Genomic DNA, 20,979 nt, shown 5'->3' with positions numbered 1-20,979 from the left:
TCCACAACCGGTCGCACCAACTGGTTGCGATAGAAATTCACAGTGGAGATTTATTGGTTTTGGTTTCTGGTGCGTCTGACTTTGCTCACCGTTGGCGTCTCAGCGGCGCACTACTATGTGTGGCGTCGCCTGGTGCGCGACACCACAAGGCTTGGGTCAATTCCGCGTCGCGCCGCCACTACCACCATGGTGGTCTTGCTGATCGTCTACCTGATCTCCCGCTTCACCACCCCCTCGCTACTGCCCCATTGGTTCCAGCAACTCGTCGCCTGGCCCGGCCAGATCTGGTTCACCATTTTCGCCTGCCTGCTGGCCGCACTACTGGGGGCAGAACCCATCCGCTGGTGGTTGCGCCGCCGCGACACCGCCCAAGCAAGCCTCAACCCCGCACCCGCTTCGTGCGAAGAACCAGCGGGGATTTCCCGCCGCGTTCTCCTTTCGCGCTCCATCGCCGTGGCCGCGACCGTGCCCGCCTTGGCGGCAACCGGCTACGGCCTCTATGAGGGATTCCGCACCCCACGCTATAAGTACCTTGAGGTCACGCTCGCGAAGCTCGACGCGGCCACGGACGGCTATCGCATCGCCATCATCAGCGACATGCACTTGTCGGCTCTACGCGGAGCCGACTTCTGTCAGAGGGTCGTCGACGCTGTCAACGCCACCCGCGCCGACCTTATTGTGCTGGTGGGAGACATGGTCGACGGCGACGTGGAGGGGTTGGAGCATGCCGCCGCGCCCTTGGGAGAACTACAGGCCCGCGAGGGCGTTTTCTTTGTGACGGGCAACCACGAGTACTACTACTCGGGAGTTGACCATTGGGTGGAGCACTTGAGCAGTCTGGGACTGGTGCCGTTGCAAAACGTGCGGACCTCGTTGGCGGGCTTCGATCTGGCCGGGGTCAATGACGTGGACGTGTGGAAGAACTCCCCGGGCGATGTCGGCCCCGATTACGATGCCGCTTTGGGCGGTAGAGACGAGCAGCGGGCTGTGGTGCTGCTGTCTCACCAACCGGTCGAAGTGGACCAGGCCGTGCGTCGGGGCGTGGACTTGCAGCTGTCGGGGCATACCCACGGTGGTCAAATCTTCCCGAACAATCTCATTTCCGGGTTCTCGAACCCAACCGCCTCTGGTCTGTGGACCAAAGGTGACACGACGCTGTACGTGACCAATGGGGTCGGGACGTCGGGCCCGCCGGTTCGTCTGGGAGTGCCCTCGGAGATCACGGTGATGACGCTGCGCTCGCCGAACTCGTGACCGGCGACGACACTGTCACGGTGACTGTCCCCAAGGGTGGATGGGTTTCGACTTCGCCACATTCACGGATGGCCGAGCAAGATCATTTTCGGGGTCGCGCGGTAGGCTGACGCCATGAATTCGCTAGGGTCGCAACGGTTCGACACAGCCGCGACACAGGCACAAATACGCAGTTCAGGGCGCAAATGAACTATAGTAGACCAGTCACCAGTCACCAGTCACCAGTCACCAGTCACCAGTCACCAGTCACCAGTCACCAGTCACCAGCCACCGTTCCGGCCGAACGGCACATTCTCCTGACCGGCCGCACCCTCCAAGCTCTCGCCCGATTGCACTTCGACGTCCGCCCGCTCTTGGCCACGGACTCTCGACTGCGTCTGACCTATTCGACTCACCCCGGCTCACAATTCGAATCCGGCGCTCGGCAGCTGAGCAATCAACTCACACACACCGTCATCCCCTGGAGTGAGGTCAACGCGCTCCAACCGGACCTGACGATTTCGGCCAGCGCCCATCACGATCTGCCCGACCTTCCCGGCAAACTTCTCCTGCTGCCGCATGGGGCCGGACACGGGCGCAGACGTACCGGTATCGACGGGGTATCGGGGGTTTCGGCCGATCAACTGCGCGGCCATAGTGGCAACCTTCCCGACGCGCTGGCCCTACCGGGTGTGGCGGCCCGCGATCGACTCGCCATTGACTTCCCCGAGGCGCTTCCAAAGGCGGCGGTCATTGGGGATGTGTGTCTGGAGCGTCTCAGGGGCAGCGCTCACTGCCGCAGCCAATACCGTCGGCACCTTGGAATCGGTGAGCGCACTCTCGTCGTTGTGGCCTCCACGTGGGGCCCTCATTCGGCCTATGCGGCCAACCCGTCTCTGCCGCGGCGGCTGCTGGCCCAATTGCCCAGCGACGACTACGCGGTCGCCTTCATTCCTCACCCGAATGTCGGTACCGAGCATCGGGGCCCACTACCGGAGTTGCAGCGCCCCGCCTGTGAAAACGGGCTGATTATGCCGATTGCGCAGGAGGGCTGGCGAGCTTTGCTCATCGCCTCGGACATCGTCATTGGCGACCATGGCTCGGTGACCCTCTACGCGGCCGCGCTCGACAAACCGATCGCACTGGCGTCGTTCGGTTCCGCCGAGATTCCGGCTGGGGAGCCACTGCGCGCCTTTGGGGCCACCGCTCCTCGGTTCACGACCGATACGAGCTGGTTGGGGCAGTTGGAGTCGCTGCGCGACGATCCTCCCTCGGGTCGCTACCGGGAGTTCACCGATCAGATTCTGTATGAGCCCGAGAGCGCACGCCAAACCCGCAGCGCTTCGGACACTCCTGCGGCTTTGCTTACCGAGATGATCTATGACCTACTTGACCTGGACTTGCCGGAGTATCGGTGGCGGCCGACATTGTTGGAATCGCCGAGTCTGGAGCGGGAATGCCGACCGACGAGCAGCTGGATGGTGCGGGTGCGCCTCAAGCAGCAGCAAGTGACCTGGCGGCGTTATCCATTGGCTGCGTGGGAGGAGAGCCCGGATCTTGACGAAGCCGGTGATGGTTTCGCCTCGGCTCACCAGGTCAGCGATGTGGCCACTCGTCGCCCCGAATGGCGGGAGGCTCCGGTGTTGCTGCATCACAGGCAGCCAGTGGCCGTTTGGGAGGCCGACGCCGTGCTAGCCGAAATGGTGGAGCATCATCCGCTATGTTCGGTGGCGAGCGTTCGCGTCGGCGAGAATCGGTCCATCGTCATCACTCGGGCCCGGCCCAGGCAAGATTCGTGGCGGTTTGAGTTCACGGCCGAACCGGGCCCGCTGGCGGCGGCGGCTTTGGATATTTGTGCCAGCGCCCTGTATTGGCATTTGCATCGGCGGGATCTGGCCGAGTTTCCATCGCGGCTGGTGGCTCAGCGGGGCCAGGAGCGCCTTGTGGTCACCGTGCGTCAGGCTCGTGCTGGCGCAGGAGTTGGGCGATCTCGTTTTGGGCAGGGTCGCTGATCAAACGCAGCAGTCGCAATTGCTGCCATAGAGCGTCGATCCGCTCTTGGCCTTCGGTGAGCTGGGATATCTCGTGCCAGGCTTGCGATTCGTAGTAGTGCGCCGCCGTTTGGGCCAGCAGTAGTTGTGCGTGCCGGAACTCGGATATCGCTTCGGTCTTGTGCCCGCTAGCGCGTAGTAGGCGAGCCTTTTCCAGCGTCGAGATGGCAAGGTTGCGCACATCTTGGGCCTGTTTGAAACACGCGATGGATCGGTCGCATTCGCTCAAGGCCAGTTCGGTCTCGTCGCGTTGGCGATGTGCTTGGGCGAGGAATCGGTGCAGCAGTCCGCGTGAGCGGGGCCGGGGGGCCATAGCTAGTGCCCGCTGATAACTGTCCTGGGCGGAAGTGAGATAGCCGCCCTTGTGTTGAGCCCGTCCCTGGAACTCGATCGCGCTGGAGCGCAGCCGAGCGCCCATGGGGGTCTCCTCTGGCGGGGCCACCTGCTCGGCTTCGTTGGCGATGGTGAGCGCCGCGTCGTACTCCCCCGCGTCGGTCAGCGATTTCGCCTCTAGCCCCAGCATGCGTGAGAGGGCCGCGTAGTCGGGTGTGGCCCGTGCCGACGCGGCGGCTAGGTGGTAGATACTGGCGGCTTCCAGGGGCCGTTTTTCGTTGGTGTAGTGCGCCCACATGTTGTCGGCCAACGCCCAACACAGTTCGTAGAGGCCCGCTTCGTTGGCCTGGCGCACGAGGGCCGCCAGGAGGGCGCGGTTCTTTCGCATCCACTCTTGCGCCGCGCCCTGGTTGGGAAAGAGTGGTTGGCTACGCGCCGGTGGTTTCGGGCTTACCCGCAGCCGATCGCCCATGATGGTCTCATCGGCATAGGCGGCTAGCAAACTGTAGTGGCGCAAGCAGCCAAGGAGCGCGTCGCGCATCGTCTGGGCCGAGGCATCACGGTCGGCGCAGGCCTTCGCGTGGCGGGCAACCGCCTCGTCGATCTCGTGGAGTCCCGGGCCCGTTTCGGTCACGAGCCCCCAGGTGCGAAGCTCTTCGAGCAGTTGAACGACGGTGCCCTCATCGAAACCGGTCGCCGCGCACATGGCCCCGTTGTCTACCCGATGTCCTGGGAATACCGACAAGAGTCGGTAAAGGTGGGCGGCGGGCGCAGAGAGTTCCGCATAGGCATCGTCGAACACCGCGAGCATCGGTTCGCTCTGGAGCCTCAGCTCTGTGACGAAGTCGGCGATCCGCAGGCTGCCTCGGTGTTTCAACTGGGCGGCGACCCGGTGGATATGGCGGGGGAATCCCCCGCACAACCGGAGGAGTTCCGCAGTGGGTCCCGGTTCGGCCTCGACTCGATTTTCCAAGCCACTGGTCTTGAGGAATGCGAGCCCCTCGGCCTCGGTGAAGGCCTCCACGCGCACCGGTTCGCATTCAAGGCTGGCCAGTTCCTTGCGGCTGATCGCGACCACAAGCAGGCCGGGGTTATTGGTGAGGAATTGTTCGGCCTGTTCGATCGCGGTCACATTGTCCACCACGATGACGCCGTGTTTGTCGGCGAAATGACAGCGGTAGCGGGAGATGAGATCGCTCAGAGGCCCCCGCAACGCATCGTCGTCAATGGACAGTCGTCGCAGGAGGTCGCGCAGCGCCTGCGCGATTCCCCCATTTTGGTGGTAGTCCGCCAGGTTTATATAGCGCTCCCCATCGGGAAAGCGCTGCGCATTGTGGACCAGCCATTGGCTGACCACAGCCGATTTGCCGATGCCCTTCCAGCCGTGGATGAGAATCAACGCCGCCCCGTCGGAGTCGACCAAGACCGACAAGTTGCGCAGCACATCGTGGCGGGCGAAGAACATCCGGGGAGGCGGGGCGACTTCGCTGGGGCGGGTCGGCGGGGACTGGTCGCCGTTGCCTCCAGACTGGCCCGCGCCAAGGTGGGCATTGACGGTCACGTGCATCGTGTCAACGCGGGCAGCCTGCACAACCTTGTCGGCCGTACCACCGAACTCCATTTGGATGTGTTCGGCTCCCTCCCGGTCTCGCTTCGACACTGGCAACTCCCTACACTCAGCAGACCCCCACCATCGTCCCACACCGATACACTGGTCGGGTGCCACGATAAGGAGCCACCGATGCCAGATCCCGTTCTGATGGCGGTCGCCGCCGCCTGTGCCGGAAAGACAACCGAGTTTCTCATGCAGGGCGGCAAAGGCACCCTCGAAAAGCTCGTGAACCTGGTGCGCAAGCGACTTGGCAGTGACACCGAAGCGGCCGTGGCGCTAGAGCAAGGGCAACAGCCTGAGGCCAGCGAAGCCGACGTAGCTCTCGTGGCCTCCCACATCGAAATACTGCGCCAGCGCGATCGCGACTTTGCCGAACAGATGGACACTCACCTGCGAGAAGCCACCAAGACCACCACTTTCACGATCTCGAAAGGGGCCAAGGTCGGCAAGGTGATGCAGGTGGAAAACCTGAAAGTCGATGGCGACTTCAACTTCTAAACCGCATCGGGTTGAGGGCTCCGCCGCACGGTAAAGGGCCACTAGAGGCTTCTCGTTCGGCGCTCTCCTCGGCTTGTTCACCTGTGTAAACTTCGTCTGTTGCGCCTTGAATTCGCATCTTTGCGTCATGCTCATAGAATCCAGATAGTCCATTGTGTACTTTTAATGCCCACCACCGGAGCCACCCATGTCACTGTCTGACTTCCTCGACACCGCCGAAAACGGACGCATGTACACCACCGACGCCGAAGGGTTGCGTGCCTGGATCGCCGCCACCTCCACCGGAGCGGTCAACCAGCCGCTGCTGCGGCAACACGGCATCGGCTTTATCCTGCTCGAAGAGTACGACCGGGCCATTAGCACCCTCACCGAAGTCCTGGCGCGGGCCGACAGCCACGCCCGGCGCATGGCCGCCCTAATCAACCTCGGCGACGCCTACCGCTACAGCGGTCACCGAGAGACTGCCGCCGAGCTGTATCAACGCGCCATCGGCATCGCGCATGTCCACAGCCGCGACTACCTGGACTTCGCTCTCCAGCACTACGGAAAACACCTCACCGAAGCAGGGGACGTCACCGCCGCCCTGGCCGTACTCGAAGAGGCGCTGACGTTGCGAAAAGAAGCGGGCGACGCCGACCTCATCGCCTCCACCGAGCAGGCGATCGACTACGCCAAGAGCATCGCCCAGCACCACTAGCGAGGTTTCGGCTCCCGACCGATCACAAAACCGATGTGAGTGCGCAGCACGATCCGGCCCCGCTCCTCGATTTGTCCCATCACCAGCATCCGGGCAATGTCGAGCACCGCGTCAAACTGCGCGTCGTCCAGATCCGTAAAGCTGCGCTGCGAGGCCATGTGCGCCAATATGGGGCCCGCCTCCCGCAACGGCACCTCACTGCGTAGATCGAGCCGATGCACAGTGTCGAACTGTCGCGCCAGTTTCGCCTCGGCATCCTCAAGCAGGAAAGAGACCCCGGTTTGGCTCACCGGCGCGGCGGGCAACGGCTCCCCCTTGTACAAGGCCAAGGCCGTCGACCACAACTGTGTCAACTCCCGCTTATCCTGCGAGGACATCGTGGAGACGATCACGATGCCCTCCGGGGTACACACTCGGGCCAGTTCAAAGATCGCCTGGTCGATATCGGGCACGTGATAGAGCATGTGCATCGCCAGCAACGCCTCGGCACTGTTGTCGGCAAAGGGAAGCGACTGGATGTCGACGACCTGGGACGGCTCAGGGACCAGCTCCACCATCGCCGGTGACAGATCGGCGCCAATCACCGTCGCGTCGGGAAAATCCTGCCGCAAGCGCTCCACGTAACGGCCGTTTCCGCAGCCCACATCAATGATGGTTTGCCCACGCGCGCTGCCGGCGCAGGCGGTCTTAATCGCGTCAGAGGCCAGCGCTGGCAAGTCATGGGCGGGATACTGGTCCTCGTATAGACGCTGCCGGGTAGATAGAAGGGCGTCGCCGTTGTAAGCCTCTTCGGTCAAGATCTGGCGTGACGTTGACTTGCGGTCGGTGGGTTTCACCTGTCGTCCCCTTCGCTATGTCGAGGCCTCGCGGGGCTGGTGCGACGCCTGAGTCTAGGACCGCATCGTCGCTGCCAGGCACGGTGGCGGTGACGTGACGATGCGGTAAGTCAGTGAGACGCTGGGTCCAGAGGTGGCGGTAGCCGATCTGGAACTCAATGGTCTGTTTATGCGGATTTTTCACCTAACACCGTCTCAAAGCTCTGCCTGAGCATAGCCACCGGGAGCGTTTTCGTCATCTGGCCAATGTCGGGCCCGCCGTCGAGCCCGTGTGATGGGGCTTTCGCTGAGCGGGACTGGCTTTGCCGCTAGCCGATCGGATTCTGCCTCGGGTGGCATCCAGAGCAGACTAGCCGGGGCTGCTGACTAGCTGCCCGGATCTTGACGTCCCACTGAAAACCTAGGGGTGAATCCACCAAGCCTGTTCCCGATCGATGGCCCCGGTAGGGCTGGGGCACAAGACTGGCTAGAGCAAACCGATCCCGGCCGGATCACTGGTTCAGACGCAATCAGCCCGCCACCGCGTATCTGCTGGTGACGGGCTGATTGTTCCTGGTGGCGCGTGTTGGATTCGAACCAACGTAGGCTGAGCCGGCGGATTTACAGTCCGCTCCCTTTGGCCGCTCGGGCAACGCGCCAGGAATCTATTCAGGTGTCATACAAACCGCCCAACTCAAATGCTGTCGGGCTAGGCGTTCACTAGGATAACGGTCGCTCCATCATCGTTCGCACCCGGGCTCGGGGCAATTGGGGCGTGAGTCATACCGGATTCCTGAACTGCGTCGATACCCGTGGCGTGACGTGAATTCGCCTTCGTGATCGGGGTTTGGATTCAGCCCGCCAGGTTGGCGCGGCAGGCTAAGAGGCCCGCTAGGCGAAAGGATAAGCTTAGAGTTCCCATCAGATTTGTTTCCATGGCGCGGATAGTGCGCTGTCGGTGACTGGTAAGGCGGCGGTACTAGTTCATACCCGGCGGGTATGGGCTCATGCCGACGACGCGGCCACGTACGACAGAACACCCCGCAGCGAAAACGGGAATCTGCTAGGAACTCTTTAACACTGGCCCGCATTAGCCCCACTCGGAAGGAGCACAGCCGTGGCAGACGCGTCGTTTGACATCGTCTCAGAGATCGACCTCGCTGAATTGGACAATGCCATCAACCAGGCATCTCGGGAGCTGTCGACCCGGTTCGACTTCCGAGGCACCGGAGCTAAGGTCGAACGGTCCGGAGACGAGGCTGTGACGCTGACGGCTGAGACCGAGGACCGGGTCAAGGCCGCTCTCGATGTGCTGAAGGAAAAGCTCATCAAACGGGGCATCAGTTTGAAGGCCCTCGACGCTGGCGAGCCACAGGCATCGGGCAAGACCAGCAAGATCGACGGGACGTTCCAACAGGGCATCGCGCAGGACAAAGCCAAGAAGATCACCAAGATCATTCGCGATGAAGGCCCTAAGGGGGTCAAACCGCAGATCCAAGGTGACAAGATCCGCGTCACCGGCAAGAAGCGGGACGACTTGCAAGAGGTCATCACCCTGCTGAAGAACTCCGACCTCGATGTGGCATTGCAGTTCACGAACTACCGCTAGCGCTGGGCCTCTCCGGGGCGAGCGCTAGGCCGCCATGCCCTCAACGGGCCCAAGGCACAGCGTCGAATCCGGTCGCGGACCCACACTAAGCGGCCGGTTCTCCCATGCCTGGCGGTGGTTTCACTGCGGTAGGCGATAGATGGCTGCCTTATTCACCATGCGACAGCGGCTCAATCGCATACCTCATCCCCGGCCAAGGCCCATGGCTGGGTGGCCCCAAACGTGTCGATCGACCTCGAACCCACGCATAAGAGTGTGTCCCCCGGTATTGACCGGGGGACACTTCGAACAGCGCCAGCTGTCAGATCTTCAGTATGCAATACTAATGCGCTTTCGCACCGTCAGATTTGTGCGAAAACAGCCCTAAAAACCCGGTGACGCGGCCGCGGCCAAGATCGTGTGCATCATGACGCGCACCCCGTGACTCAAGGCCGTCTCGTCGATGTCGAAGTTTCCCTGGTGGATGTCGAATTGTTGACCATCCGGGCGACCAACCCCCAGCCGCGCCATCGCACCGGGCACTTGTTCCAGGTAGTAGGCGAAGTCCTCGCCCCCCATCGACACTGGGCTCTCCGTCACCGCCTCCGGGCCTAGCGCGGCAGAGGTCGCCCCGGCAAACATCGCCGCCGCAGCACGGTCATTGATCACCGGCGGAACCCCGCGCGTGTAGTCGATCTCGCATTCGGCACCGGAAGCCTTGGCCACGTCGTAGGTGATCTCTTTGATCACCTGCGGCAGCGAGTGCCACAGTTCGCGGTCATGTACCCGCAAGGTCGCGCGGGCGGTGGCCACCTGCGGAATCGCGTTCGCGGCGTTGCCTGCGTTGATCGCGCCAAAGACCAGGGCGACACTTTGGCGAGGGTCGATCCGGCGCTGCAGCAGCGGGGGCACATCGGTGACCACCCGGGAGATCGCGTCAACCAGGTCCGTCGTCAAGTGCGGCCGCGAGGTGTGCCCACCGGAACCGGTGAGTTTGACTTCCATCATGTCCGAAGCGGCGGTCAGCGGACCATTGCGCACTCCGACCCGTCCGACTTCCAAACGAGGATCGCAATGGAAGGCGAAGATCGCGTCCACCCCCGAGAGCGCGCCATGTTTGATCATGGTGGGTGCGCCGGAGGGGAATTTCTCCTCACTGGGCTGGAAGATCAATCGAAAGCGAGCGGGAAGCTCACTGCTGTGGGCCAGTGCCGCGAGAGCCTTGCCGATTCCGGCCACGATCGCGGTGTGGGCATCGTGCCCACAGGCGTGACAGACGCCGTCGACGGTGGAGCGGTATGGCACGTTCTTCGGGTCATGGATGGGTAGTGCGTCCATGTCGGCCCTAATCGCAATCACCCGGTCACCAGAGCCAATGTCGCACGTCAAGCCGGTGCCATCGGGAATGAACTCGGGCTTTAGGCCCACGTCTTGCAGTTGCCGGGCGACGAACTCGGCGGTGGGCTGTTCCTCACGTGACAAGCAAGGGTTGGCATGGATGTGGCGGCGCATGGCGACGAGGTCGTCGTGGTTGCGGCCAAGCCAGTCATCGAGGAATTCTGGCAGCGGAATAGGCACCGTTGTCTCCGCATCCGACCCCAAGGCGCGGTCTGAATCAGGAGTCCGAAGACCCGCTGTGGACATTGAGGCCAGGTTCTTCTGCTGGTTTGCTGACGCTACGTTCGCAAGTTCCGGGTGCACGACCCTCTGCAACAGGTCGCCCATGATGGGACCAGTTGCCGTAGTGTGTCCGGGGTTTGCGTCTGCATCGAGCATTTGCATGAGCTCCACGCCTCCATAAGCAGATATTGATGAGAGCCAATTTATATATAGGTGATTAGCTTAGACCAGTGCGCAACCAGTGGCTCTACAATCCCTAACGGTCGCATTTGGTGATAAGTTACGGTTCTTTCAGTAACTAAACGGAACTGCGCGGCCGGTATGACGTGAAAGTTGTCAACTTTCTCGGCTCCCCCAAACCGGCATCAGTCGGGTTCCTGACACCCAGTTTGCCCGATGGGCTCGCGTTTGTACCGCACATACTGTGCGACTCCCGCAGTCTGAGACGCAAAAACTGGCCCCAAAACGGTTATTTAAGGACGCAACTTCTCACCGCTTACACATCGTGACCCTGTGAGACCGGACACCAGCGCCAATTCGACCACCCGTTTTACCCCGCTCAACACCGAGCGAAATCAACCGATTCCCGAGCCCGACATCGCCGCCGCCGGAATCTCGAATGCTCGCCCCCGCGCGCTGGCGCACGCCGAATTGAACGCCATGACACACCGATCCCCATCACTCTACAGTGAACTAACTACCCCGATGAAAGGCCGACTTTCGCCCTAAAGAATTACGCGTGAACGATCACTGAGGGTATTCAATGAGCGGGATTCCCAATGTTGATATAGCAATAATTGCACTTTCGGTACCCTATGAATTGTCAGCGCCACAATTGGTTATCGCTATTCGGATTCGCATCCACGCCACGGTAGACATCTAGGGAGCCCACCGGCAGGCTGCGTCGACCGCTTCACAACCAGCGCCCGTTCACGCCCGGGACCCTCACTTCGACAGACCGCCGCAGAACGCATGGCTTGGGTAACCGGCGGCTGGCTGAATACGACAGTGGCTCGCGGGTGCGTACGCACCCGCGAGCCACTTTAGCCCTGCCCCCGCAGTATCGCGGAGGGAAAAACCGTGGTTACTGAGCCCACGTCCACGCGTAGTCGGGGTCCTCGCACTCCTGCGCGGGCTGCGCCAGCTGCAGGGGCCGGAACGTGTCAATCATGACCGCCATCTCGTCGAACTTCTCCGCTCCCAACGAGGCCTCCGCCGCGCCCGGCTGCGGACCGTGGGTGAACCCACCCGGATGCAGCGACATCGAACCCAGGCGGATGCCCGACCCCTTACGGGCCTCGTAGTCCCCTCCCACGTAGAACATGAGTTCCTCGGAATCCACGTTGTGGTGGTTATAGGGAACCGGTACCGCATCAGGGTGATAGTCGACCTTGCGCGGCACGAACGAACACACCACGAATCCGGGGCCGGCGAAGGTCTGATGCGCCGGAGGTGGCTGGTGGATACGCCCGGTGATTGGCTCGAAGTCATAGATGGAGAACACCCACGGGTACATGCATCCGTCCCAGCCGACCACGTCGAAGGGGTGATTGGCGAAGGTGAACTTGGTGCCCACGTGCGCCCCCGCAGCCCCCCGGTGGCGGACATAGACCTCGACGTCCTCCCCATCGACCAGCAACGGCTCGCTTGGCGAACGCAGGTCGCGCTCGCAATAGGGCGAATGTTCCAGAAACTGGCCCCGCTTGGATAGGTACCGGTTGGGCGGCCCGATGTGGCCCGAGGCCTCGATGATGAGCAACCGCAGCTCTTCGTGCGGCACCACCCGGTAGATGATCGACATCGGGATCACCAGATAGTCGCCCTTGCTGATGTCGAGGGCACCGAAGGTCGTCTCCACGGTGGCGGAACCGGATTCGACATACAGGCATTCGTCCCCGGTGGCGTTGCGGTACAGCGGCGAGGCGTTGGTGACCGCCGCGTAGTTGATGCGCACATCGGGGTTGCTCAACAGTAGGTGCCGGTCGCGAACGGCGTCGCCACCGGCGGCGAGCTTGTGCGGCTGGAAGTGCCGGGGCTTCAGCGGATGGTTCGGCGTGGTGGTCACCTCGGCGAGGTCCCATGGCTGACTGGCGCGAATCGCGGTCGGCAAATGCCGGTGGTACAGCAGCGAGGAGTCGGACGAGAAGCCCTCTTCCCCCATCAGCTCCTCGGCGTAGAGGCTGCCGTCAGGCTGGCGAAACTGGGTGTGACGCTTAGGCGGTATCTCGCCCACTTGGCGGTAAAACGGCATGTCTGTACTCCTTTGCACACCTGCACAGCTCCCGGCCACCGCGGAGGGGAGGCAGGAGGGTTATTCGCTCTTCTCTCTTAGCTTCTGCGACCGCCGGGTTTCTGTCAAGCTACCGCAATCGGTCAATAATCGCGATTGTCAGCGGCTTTTCTAGTCAGGTTTATACCTGTCAGCGGCCATTGCTGAACAAGTTTACCTACCATGGGTGGGCGATAGCGGCGGCGACTAGTCGAGTTGCGGCTCAGCGCGGCCCCAAGAACACCTACGGACTACCGCAGATTTCTCTACTAGAGCCACCACTTGCGGCCCAGCTCACAGTCCTCATCCCGACGCTGCGAATCACCACTGGTGCGCGCGACGGTCCAGCGCCTGGCTCGTTATACCCCACAACCGTCCCAATTCAAGGACAGCGACACATAAAGGAGTCAACGTGAGCTGGGTACCTGGCGCCGATGAGAGCCCTTACAACATCCACAACCTGCCTTACGGAGTCTTCTCCACGGCAGAGGACCCAACGCCGCGCATCGGGGTGCGCATCGGCGACTTTGTCTTCGACATGAAGTTGGCGGTACGCGCGGGCAACTGCCAGGACTGCCCGACCTGCACCGCCTTGCAAGATCAGGTGCTCAATCGCTTTATGTCCCTGGGGCGTCAGATGTGGACCAAGGTCCGCACCCAAGTACACGACGCCCTGACCGAGCCGAGCATGCGAGAGGTGGCCTCGTCCTGGCTGGTGCCGATTGAAGAGGCACAGATGCACCTGCCATTCCTGGTCACCGACTTCACTGATTTCCACTCCTCGGAGCACCACACGGCCAACTTGGGGCACATTTTCCGACCTGGGGCAGAGGCATTGCCGGCCAATTGGAAATACCAGCCACTGGGCTATCAAGGGCGCGCGGCAACGGTGATGCCCAATGGCACCGCCATCACCCGCCCGCACGGCCAACGCATTGTGGAGGATCGCGTCGACTTCGGGCCGTCGTTCAGCCTGGACATCGAGGCTGAAGTTGGTTTCGTCGTGGGCTCGGCCAACCCACTGGGCACTGGTATCAGCCCCGATGAGTTCAAGGAGCACGTGTTTGGGGTGGTGCTGCTGAACGACTGGTCGGCCCGGGATTTGCAGGCGTGGGAGAACACGCCGCTGGGCCCGTTCACCGGCAAGTCGTTCGCCACGACCATGAGCTCGTGGGTGACCCCGCTGGATGCGCTGGCTCCGGCGATGACCACGGCTCCCCCACAGGGACCGGAGACTCCCGCCTATCTAAAGGAGGCCGACCGTTACGCGTACGACGTGCGGCTGAGCGTGCAGTGGAACGGCACGGAAGTGGCGCGGCCGAACCTGCGACAGATGTACTGGACACCCGCGCAACAGTTGGCGCACTTGACATCGAACGGGGCAATGGTGCGACCGGGCGACCTGTTCGGTTCGGGCACGGTTTCAGGCCCGACCAAGGGCGAGCGAGGCTGTTTCATGGAGCTGACCTGGGGCGGCCAAGAGCCGGTGATGCTGGCAGACGGCACCCCGCGCACGTATTTGCGCGATGGCGACACAGTACGCATCGAGGCGACGGCTCCCGGCCCCAAGGGGACCTCTATCGCGCTAGGTGAGGTCGAGGGCACCATTGGCCCGGCCCGCCACGGTTGAGCACTGGGTGCGGCCGGCCGCGTGGGCACGCGTCGACCGGCCGCACCCACCACGATAGGCACCGGGCGAGGAATTAACCGGGGCCACACGCCTTAACACGGCCGCTTCCAGGCGATACGCTGGAATATGTACGGTCAATGCTGCTAACCATCTGCCGGGGCCGATCACGGTACACCCGGCGCGCAAGGAACATGATGGGCCACGATCCGGGCCACGCCTCGCCTGTCCCGCCGCGCTCGCAGCGCGGCGAGTTCACCGTGGCCACCGATCATTACCGTTGGCTGGACGACGGCCGCCTCGAGTGCACCGTGTGTCCGCGGGCGTGCCGTCTGAACGAGGGTCAACGGGGCCTGTGTTTCGTCCGGGCCCGGCAGGGTGATGAGCTGGTACTCACCTCATATGGCCGTTCCTCGGGATTCTGCGTGGACCCGATCGAGAAAAAACCACTCAATCACTTCCTGCCGGGAACCCCGGTGTTGTCGTTTGGTACTGCGGGCTGCAACTTGGCATGTCGCTTCTGTCAAAACTGGGAGTCCTCCAAGTCGCGTCAGATCGAGACATTGTCCGCCAATGCCTCACCGCAGCGCCTAGCACTCGAGGCGCACCGGCTGGGCTGCGCCTCGATCGCGTTTACCTACAACGATCCGACCATCTTCTTGGAGTACGCGATCGATACGGCGATCGCCTGTCGCGAGCGAGGAATCAAGTCGGTGGCGGTGAGCGCCGGTTACATGAACGCCGCACCCCGCGCTGAGCTATACGCGCATATGGACGCGGCCAATATCGACCTGAAGGGTTTCACCGAGTCGTTCTATAAAAAGGTCGCGCTGGGATCGTTGGCATCGGTCTTGGAGACATTGGAATACCTGCGCCATGAGACCAATGTGTGGCTGGAGATCACCACGTTGCTCATCGAAGGCTATAACGACGCCGACGCTGAGGTCGCCGCCCAGTGCGCTTGGATCGCCGACCGCTTGGGGCCAGACGTACCATTGCACTTCAGCGCGTTTCATCCCGATTTCAAGATGCGTCACGTGAGGCCAACCTCGGCGGCCACATTGCTGCGGGCGCGGACGATCGCCCTCGGTGAGGGCTTGCGATTTGTCTACACCGGGAATGTGCACGAGGCGGCTTCGTCCTCCACGTACTGTCCGGGCTGTCAAAGCCTGGTCATCGAACGCGATTGGCACGTCATCGGCGCCTACGCGGTGTCAGACTCGGGCGCGTGCCTGAGGTGCGGCTATGAGCTTCCGGGAGTTTTCGCGGGTCCAGCCGGATCGTGGGGAGCGCGGCGGCTGCCGGTTCGATTCTCCTGACTGTGAGGCTGCGGCCTGACCGCTTTGCCAGCGAAGGCAGCACACGCAAGGGGCTTGGCACCAGGCGAATGAGCGGGCTCGCCATTGCGGTGTCCGCTCTTTGAGAGGGAAGCGTGCGTCATAGGTTCTGGCCTTGTACGATCCGCCTACAGTCCCGATACGAAGTGGAGGGTGCTCCATGACCGACCAGGTGCGTTCCCCTGTTGTCGCGGGCCGCTTCTACCAACGCTCTCCACAGCGGTTGCGGGAACACATCGCCGAACTCTTGGATTCAGCCGAAGGTGAGTCATCTGGCCTGGCTAGAGCGTATGTGGTGCCGCATGCGGGTTATGTTTTCTCCGGAGGCGTGGCAGCGCAGGTGTACGCGCGACTGCGCTCGCACCGGGAGCAAATCTCCACGGTGGTCCTGCTAGGCCCCTCCCATTTCGAACCACTTCGAGGGACTGCGCTTTCCCCACACCGGCAGTGGGAAACGCCATTGGGTCTGCAAAGGGTCGCCTCTTTGCCAGCCGAACTTCAGGCGGCACTGCGGGTTGACGCGACACCGCACGAGCGCGAACATGCCATCGAGGTGCAGATCCCTTTTATTCAAGAGTGCCTACCGGAGGTGGAGATCCTTCCGGTGGCCGTCGGGGTCTCCCAGTACATTGAGGTCGCGGACCTTATCGCCCGGATCATGGATGCCACCAGCGGTGACGGTGCCACCGTATTGTTGTGTTCGACTGATTTGTCGCACTACCATGATGGCGCGACGGCCACTGAGATTGACGAGCGAACCGCCGAGGCGATGGTGGACCTGCGTCCGGACGACATCTCCACTTCGGACGCGTGTGGAGTGTTCGCCTTGCGCGCGTGTTTGGAGTGGGCAAGGCGGGAGGGTTTGCGCCCAGAGCTGTTGCGGCTGACGCATTCGGGCGAGGTCAGCGGCCACCATGATCGGGTTGTCGGCTATGCGGCCATGTCTTTGCGGTGAGACCGGTGCGGGTGACGGCATAGCCCAGCGGCAACTGGCCATTGTGGTCTAGGCTTGGCAGTGACAACATGCGACGGCCCTACACGTCAGTGACATAAGCTTCGTGCCAAGCGCCAGCGGGCACCTCAGGAACCACTCGCATCACGGCGAGAATCGTTCTGACACAAGGATACTCGTTACAAATTGAAGAATTTTTTCAATCTTGCTCACGCCGCGCAAAAAATTTCGTTGCCGCCTTCAAGCCTCTGACCTCGTGCAATACATTAGCGAATAGCTGAGGCGCGAGATAACGTCTATCTGTAAACCGAATTTGTCGCAGATTTGACGGTTGTGGACCGTATCACCCGCCGTTACGATGCGCCAATGATGGGGACTCATATCGCAACCACGGCCCCGGCCGCATGGTTGATTCACAAAGAAGGAACCGAGATGCACGCACTATCGTTCGGTCAGGCCGCATCCCTGTACGACGCCATCCGGCCGTCGTACCCCGATGAAGCGATTCAGTATGCGCTGGGGACCGAGCCTGTCCACGTAGTCGACATCGGAGCCGGAACCGGGCTCCTTAGCCGCCAACTGGTAGCCCAGGGACATGAACTCACGGTGGTCGAGCCCGACGAAGGCATGCTCAGTCAACTGCGCGAGAACCTCCCAAACGTCAAATCTCACCAAGCGCCCGCCGAAGAAATTCCGCTGGCCGAGAATTCCCTCGACGCCGCCGTCGCCGGACAAGCGTTTCACTGGTTCGATCCCGACAAAGCCCTACCAGAGATCAAACGGGTACTCCGCCCCGGCGGAACATTTGCTCCCATGTGGAACGTGCGTGACGAATCAGTCGAATGGGTCACGGCCATGAGCGAGGTCGTCGGCACCTCCTCGGCCGACCACACGGCCGCCATCGCCAGCCAACCCGGGTTCTTCGGCCCCCACTTTGAGGAGCCCGAACTCAAGAAGTTCCGGCACGAATACCAGATCAACGGCGATGGGCTCATCAAGCTCATGCAGTCGCGTTCCTACTACCTCACCGCCGATGAGAAGGGAAAGGCCGAGCTCACCGCCAAACTGGAGGAGCTGATCGGAACCCACCCCGATCTGCGTGGCAAGAACACCTTCGCCCTGCCCTACGTGACGTATGTCTTCAAAATGATCAACCGCTAGGCCGACCCCGCCGCTACGGGCGCTCTACCAGTGACCACTCATGGAGGGCGCCCCCGGCCCGCCCCACAGCGCGAGGCCCACCCACATATTCGTCCACTGCCAAAGGCGCCGCGCCCAGAACGTACCCGCTCAGTCCACCGCCTGGCTCAGACACGAAATTCTTGCGTGACCTGCGTGCCACGCCTGTAACGCGCTGGCGTTTCGCACCGCGAACCTCGTAGGCTAGAACGTGCGGCCACTTGCGATGACTTCCGACGCCAGCCGAATCCCGGTACCCATTGTCGAACGCGGCCGCGTATGACATTGAAACGACCACTTCTGAGCACAGAGACGAGCGGACGTGACTGAGAATCCGAGCACCGAGAGCCCCCAGGACGACCTTCCCGAGCAGATGAAGATTCGCCGTGCCAAGCGCGAAGCCCTGCTCAAGGAAGGCAAACCTGCTTACGCTCACGGCTACAAGCGCACGCACACGCTCGGCCAGCTTCGCAATGAATTCAACCATCTCGACGCTGGAGAATCCTCAGGACAGATCGTGTCTGTCACCGGCCGCGTCATCTTTATTCGCACCGCTGGAAAGCTGTGCTTCGCCCGTCTGCGCGAAGGTGACGGCACCGAATTCCAGGTCATGCTCTCCCAGGGCAAGATCGGCGCCGAAGCACTCGATGAGTGGAAGCGACTGGTCGACATTGGCGACCACATCGGTGCGACTGGGGAAGTTATCAGTTCCAAGCGTGGCGAATTGTCGGTCATGGCCGACAGCTACGCCATTACCGCAAAGGCGCTGCGCCCGCTACCTGTGGCACACAAGGAGCTGGCCGAGGAGACGCGCGTACGACAGCGCTACGTTGACTTGATTGTCCGCCCCGAAGCCCGCCAGACCGCCCGCAATCGGGCCCTGGCCGTGCGCACCATCCGTGATCTGATGCACGATCAAGACTTCCTTGAGGTCGAAACACCGATCTTGCAAGTGCAGCCTGGTGGGGCGGCGGCTCGCCCATTTGTCACTCACATCAATGCCTACGATATCGACCTGTACATGCGCATTGCGCCTGAGCTTTTCCTCAAGCGCTGTGTCGTCGGCGGTATTGAACGGGTCTTCGAGTTGAATCGCATCTTCCGCAATGAAGGCGCCGACTCGACCCATTCTCCCGAATTCGCCATGCTTGAGGCCTATCAGGCTTATGGCGACTACAACACCGTGGCTGACCTCACTCAAAAACTGGTTCAGGGTGTGGCTCACAGTCTTTTCGGTACCACGACGGCCATTTTGGCCGACGGGACCGAGTATGACGTCGGAGGCACCTGGAACCGGATTACCCTTTTCGGCTCGCTGTCCGAAGCCCTAGGTGAAGAAGTTTCGGTACAGACTCCAATGTCCCAGCTGAAGGTTTATGCCGACAAAGTCAATTTGGAGGTTGAACCGTTTTGGAACCACGGAAAACTTTCCGAGGAGTTGTTCGAGCACTTGGTAGCTGACCAGCTACACACTCCCACATTCGTGTGCGATTACCCAGAAGACACCTCTCCATTGACCGCTCCGCACCGTAGTGCTCCCGGTTTGACGGAGAAATGGGACCTCTATGCGCGCGGCGTCGAATTGGCTACCGGCTACTCTGAGCTGGTGGACCCGGTCATCCAACGGCAACGTTTCGAAGAACAGGCCCGCTTGGGTGCCAAGGGAGACGACGAGGCGATGCGCATCGACGAAGACTTCCTGCGCGCCTTGGAATACGGCATGCCACCCACGGGAGGCATGGGCATGGGCATCGACCGCCTGCTGATGACTCTCACGGGCCTGGGAATTCGCGAAACAATTCTCTTTCCTCTGGTCAAAGAGGAAAGCTAAGGTTCAGACCTCTGGTCAAAGAGGAAAGCTAGGGCTCAGGCCTCTGGCCACCTCGGCGGGACCCGCTATCAACGTGAGTCGATGAGCCGGTCCCGCCGAGGCGCTCATTGAGTTTGCCCAGGGATGGGTTCTTGCGCCATTGCGCACGCGAGCTACCGGGGCCTAGCCTCGTGCGAGTATGCGAGGAGGGCCGTTCTACCCCGGCGCTTGTGAGGCGAGTAGATGTGGTCGGCAATGTTCTTCTGCCACTGTTTCGACACAAATCTCTTTGCGTTAGAACCCCGGCCAGACATTTCTTCCCGCTGCGGTGGGGTTCTGTGGCATCTGGCATGCGCTGGCGGCGCGCAACCATATCTGTTGGGTGTGAACCAGCGCCGGTGCCTTGTGGGGCTGGCAGTACTCCAGCTTCGCCACGAAATCACCTCAGTTGAGGGTTCTATGGGTGCTGTCTGCCACGTCGACCTCCCGCGAGGCAGGCCCTGAGACTAACGAAAAAAGCACTTTCAGCGTTCTCCTCAGCTCGTTCACCTGCGTAAACTTCGCCTTTTCGGCCCTGAACTCGCACTTTCGCATAAGCCTCCCTGGGTAGAAGTCGGTTGGACGTTCGCGATGGTTGGGTCACCAGCGTGAACATCGCTTCATACGGTTTGGCGTCCGCGCATTCGCATAAGTTCTCAGGTGCGAAGTCCATCTTGTGAACAATGCCCAGCGCCGACGGGGACTTATTCATCTGCGGCCGTCGGTTCCGATCGCCGCCCACGCCTTTCTTTTTCAGTGGTGACCACTGGGCCGCCCACAACACCATTTCTAATACATATTCGCAGGTCAGTGCGCCATTTACCCCAGTGAATTCTCGTGCTTCTCACCTTCTGGGTGGCTAGCTCACCGCTGACGATTACCGCACTTATCGCCCTTTGTATTACGAATATCTCTCATTGCTTTGGGGGTAATTCGGAAATGAACCGTGTGCTCAACTATGTCCGGTTCACCCAAGGTCGGTGGGCAAAGCCACGGCCTCGCGATCCCGTCTCACCGTCAGTCGACATTCGCTCACCCCCGTATGGGGGACTGAGTTTCACTCAAGCACCTGCTGAAACGCACGATTGTGGACCCAGTTGAATGGCCTTAACTGCACAAGGGCAACCCCTAGAACCCGCCACTTACCTCACTGATTGACCGATGCCATCTTCTCGGCTCGCATCCGACAAAGGCCGACAAACAGCCTTAAGCGCTCGCATCAGATTCTCCCTCTCCTGAACAGACCGGCATCGCGTGTCGTTGTCGCGGGTTGGTGCGAATCCTTAACCTTCTAGGCATGTAGCCGCAGCGCAGCGTTG

Annotated in this window: 14 protein-coding genes and 1 tRNA gene; 10 read left to right on the top strand and 5 right to left on the bottom strand. The window is 61.6% G+C overall.

Annotated elements, in window-relative coordinates; all coding sequences use genetic code 11:
- Positions 1–42: 42 nt before the first annotated feature.
- Positions 43–1,254 carry a metallophosphoesterase gene (locus JQS30_RS01785; RefSeq protein ID WP_213171695.1) on the top strand — a complete coding sequence of 404 codons (1,212 nt, stop codon included), beginning with the start codon at positions 43–45 and terminating at the stop codon, positions 1,252–1,254.
- Positions 1,255–1,439: 185 nt separating this feature from the next.
- Complete coding sequence (locus JQS30_RS01780; protein WP_213171694.1) at positions 1,440–3,245, top strand: hypothetical protein; 1,806 nt, start codon at positions 1,440–1,442, stop codon at positions 3,243–3,245.
- On the opposite strand, the gene JQS30_RS01775 is transcribed toward JQS30_RS01780, so the two are convergent.
- Complete coding sequence (locus JQS30_RS01775) at positions 3,181–5,277, bottom strand: MalT transcriptional regulator family protein (RefSeq protein ID WP_213171693.1); 2,097 nt, start codon at positions 5,275–5,277, stop codon at positions 3,181–3,183. The genes JQS30_RS01780 and JQS30_RS01775 overlap by 65 nt on opposite strands.
- Positions 5,278–5,358: 81 nt before the next feature.
- Here JQS30_RS01775 and JQS30_RS01770 point away from each other — a divergent pair, with 81 nt between their 5' ends.
- The gene (locus JQS30_RS01770) at positions 5,359–5,727 is read left to right on the top strand and encodes a hypothetical protein (RefSeq protein ID WP_213171692.1); all 369 of its coding nucleotides are present in this window, start codon (positions 5,359–5,361) and stop codon (positions 5,725–5,727) included.
- Positions 5,728–5,914: 187 nt separating this feature from the next.
- Positions 5,915–6,424: a tetratricopeptide repeat protein gene (locus JQS30_RS01765; RefSeq protein WP_213171691.1), complete on the top strand. Its 510-nt coding sequence runs from the start codon at positions 5,915–5,917 to the stop codon at positions 6,422–6,424.
- Here JQS30_RS01765 and JQS30_RS01760 read toward each other — a convergent pair.
- Together JQS30_RS01760 and JQS30_RS01755 are read right to left on the bottom strand one after the other, a co-directional pair.
- Positions 6,421–7,260, bottom strand: a complete 840-nt coding sequence (locus JQS30_RS01760; protein ID WP_213171690.1) for a class I SAM-dependent methyltransferase — start codon at positions 7,258–7,260, stop codon at positions 6,421–6,423. The two genes, JQS30_RS01765 and JQS30_RS01760, sit on opposite strands and share 4 nt — an antisense overlap.
- A gap of 553 nt (positions 7,261–7,813) precedes the next feature.
- A tRNA-Tyr gene (locus tag JQS30_RS01755) sits at positions 7,814–7,898 on the bottom strand.
- 458 nt (positions 7,899–8,356) lie between these two features.
- Here JQS30_RS01755 and JQS30_RS01750 point away from each other — a divergent pair.
- Entirely contained in the window at positions 8,357–8,848 is a 492-nt protein-coding gene (locus JQS30_RS01750; RefSeq protein WP_213171689.1) for a YajQ family cyclic di-GMP-binding protein, read from the top strand.
- 363 nt (positions 8,849–9,211) lie between these two features.
- Here the strand turns inward: JQS30_RS01750 and JQS30_RS01745 are convergent, their stop codons facing one another.
- Entirely contained in the window at positions 9,212–10,471 is a 1,260-nt protein-coding gene (locus JQS30_RS01745) for an amidohydrolase (protein ID WP_213172921.1), read from the bottom strand.
- Positions 10,472–11,531: 1,060 nt separating this feature from the next.
- Positions 11,532–12,698: a homogentisate 1,2-dioxygenase gene (locus tag JQS30_RS01740; RefSeq protein WP_213171688.1), complete on the bottom strand. Its 1,167-nt coding sequence runs from the start codon at positions 12,696–12,698 to the stop codon at positions 11,532–11,534.
- A 430-nt stretch (positions 12,699–13,128) separates the two neighbouring features.
- On the opposite strand from JQS30_RS01740, the gene fahA reads away from it, so the two are divergent.
- From fahA to lysS, 5 genes are all read left to right on the top strand, one after another.
- Positions 13,129–14,346, top strand: coding sequence for a fumarylacetoacetase (fahA, locus tag JQS30_RS01735; protein WP_213171687.1), 1,218 nt, complete (start codon positions 13,129–13,131; stop codon positions 14,344–14,346).
- Between the two features lie 194 nt (positions 14,347–14,540).
- On the top strand, positions 14,541–15,662 hold the full coding sequence (gene amrS / locus JQS30_RS01730; protein WP_213172920.1) for an AmmeMemoRadiSam system radical SAM enzyme: 1,122 nt from the start codon (positions 14,541–14,543) through the stop codon (positions 15,660–15,662).
- A 178-nt stretch (positions 15,663–15,840) separates the two neighbouring features.
- On the top strand, positions 15,841–16,635 hold the full coding sequence (gene amrB / locus JQS30_RS01725) for an AmmeMemoRadiSam system protein B (protein ID WP_213171686.1): 795 nt from the start codon (positions 15,841–15,843) through the stop codon (positions 16,633–16,635).
- A 429-nt stretch (positions 16,636–17,064) separates the two neighbouring features.
- On the top strand, positions 17,065–17,793 hold the full coding sequence (locus tag JQS30_RS01720) for a class I SAM-dependent methyltransferase (protein ID WP_213171685.1): 729 nt from the start codon (positions 17,065–17,067) through the stop codon (positions 17,791–17,793).
- A 340-nt stretch (positions 17,794–18,133) separates the two neighbouring features.
- Positions 18,134–19,642, top strand: coding sequence for a lysine--tRNA ligase (gene lysS / locus JQS30_RS01715; protein WP_213171684.1), 1,509 nt, complete (start codon positions 18,134–18,136; stop codon positions 19,640–19,642).
- Positions 19,643–20,979: the final 1,337 nt, after the last annotated feature.

This window comes from Natronoglycomyces albus, from assembly GCF_016925535.1.
GTDB lineage: Bacteria > Actinomycetota > Actinomycetes > Mycobacteriales > Micromonosporaceae > Natronoglycomyces > Natronoglycomyces albus.
This window is presented reverse-complemented; position numbering and strand designations above follow the sequence as displayed.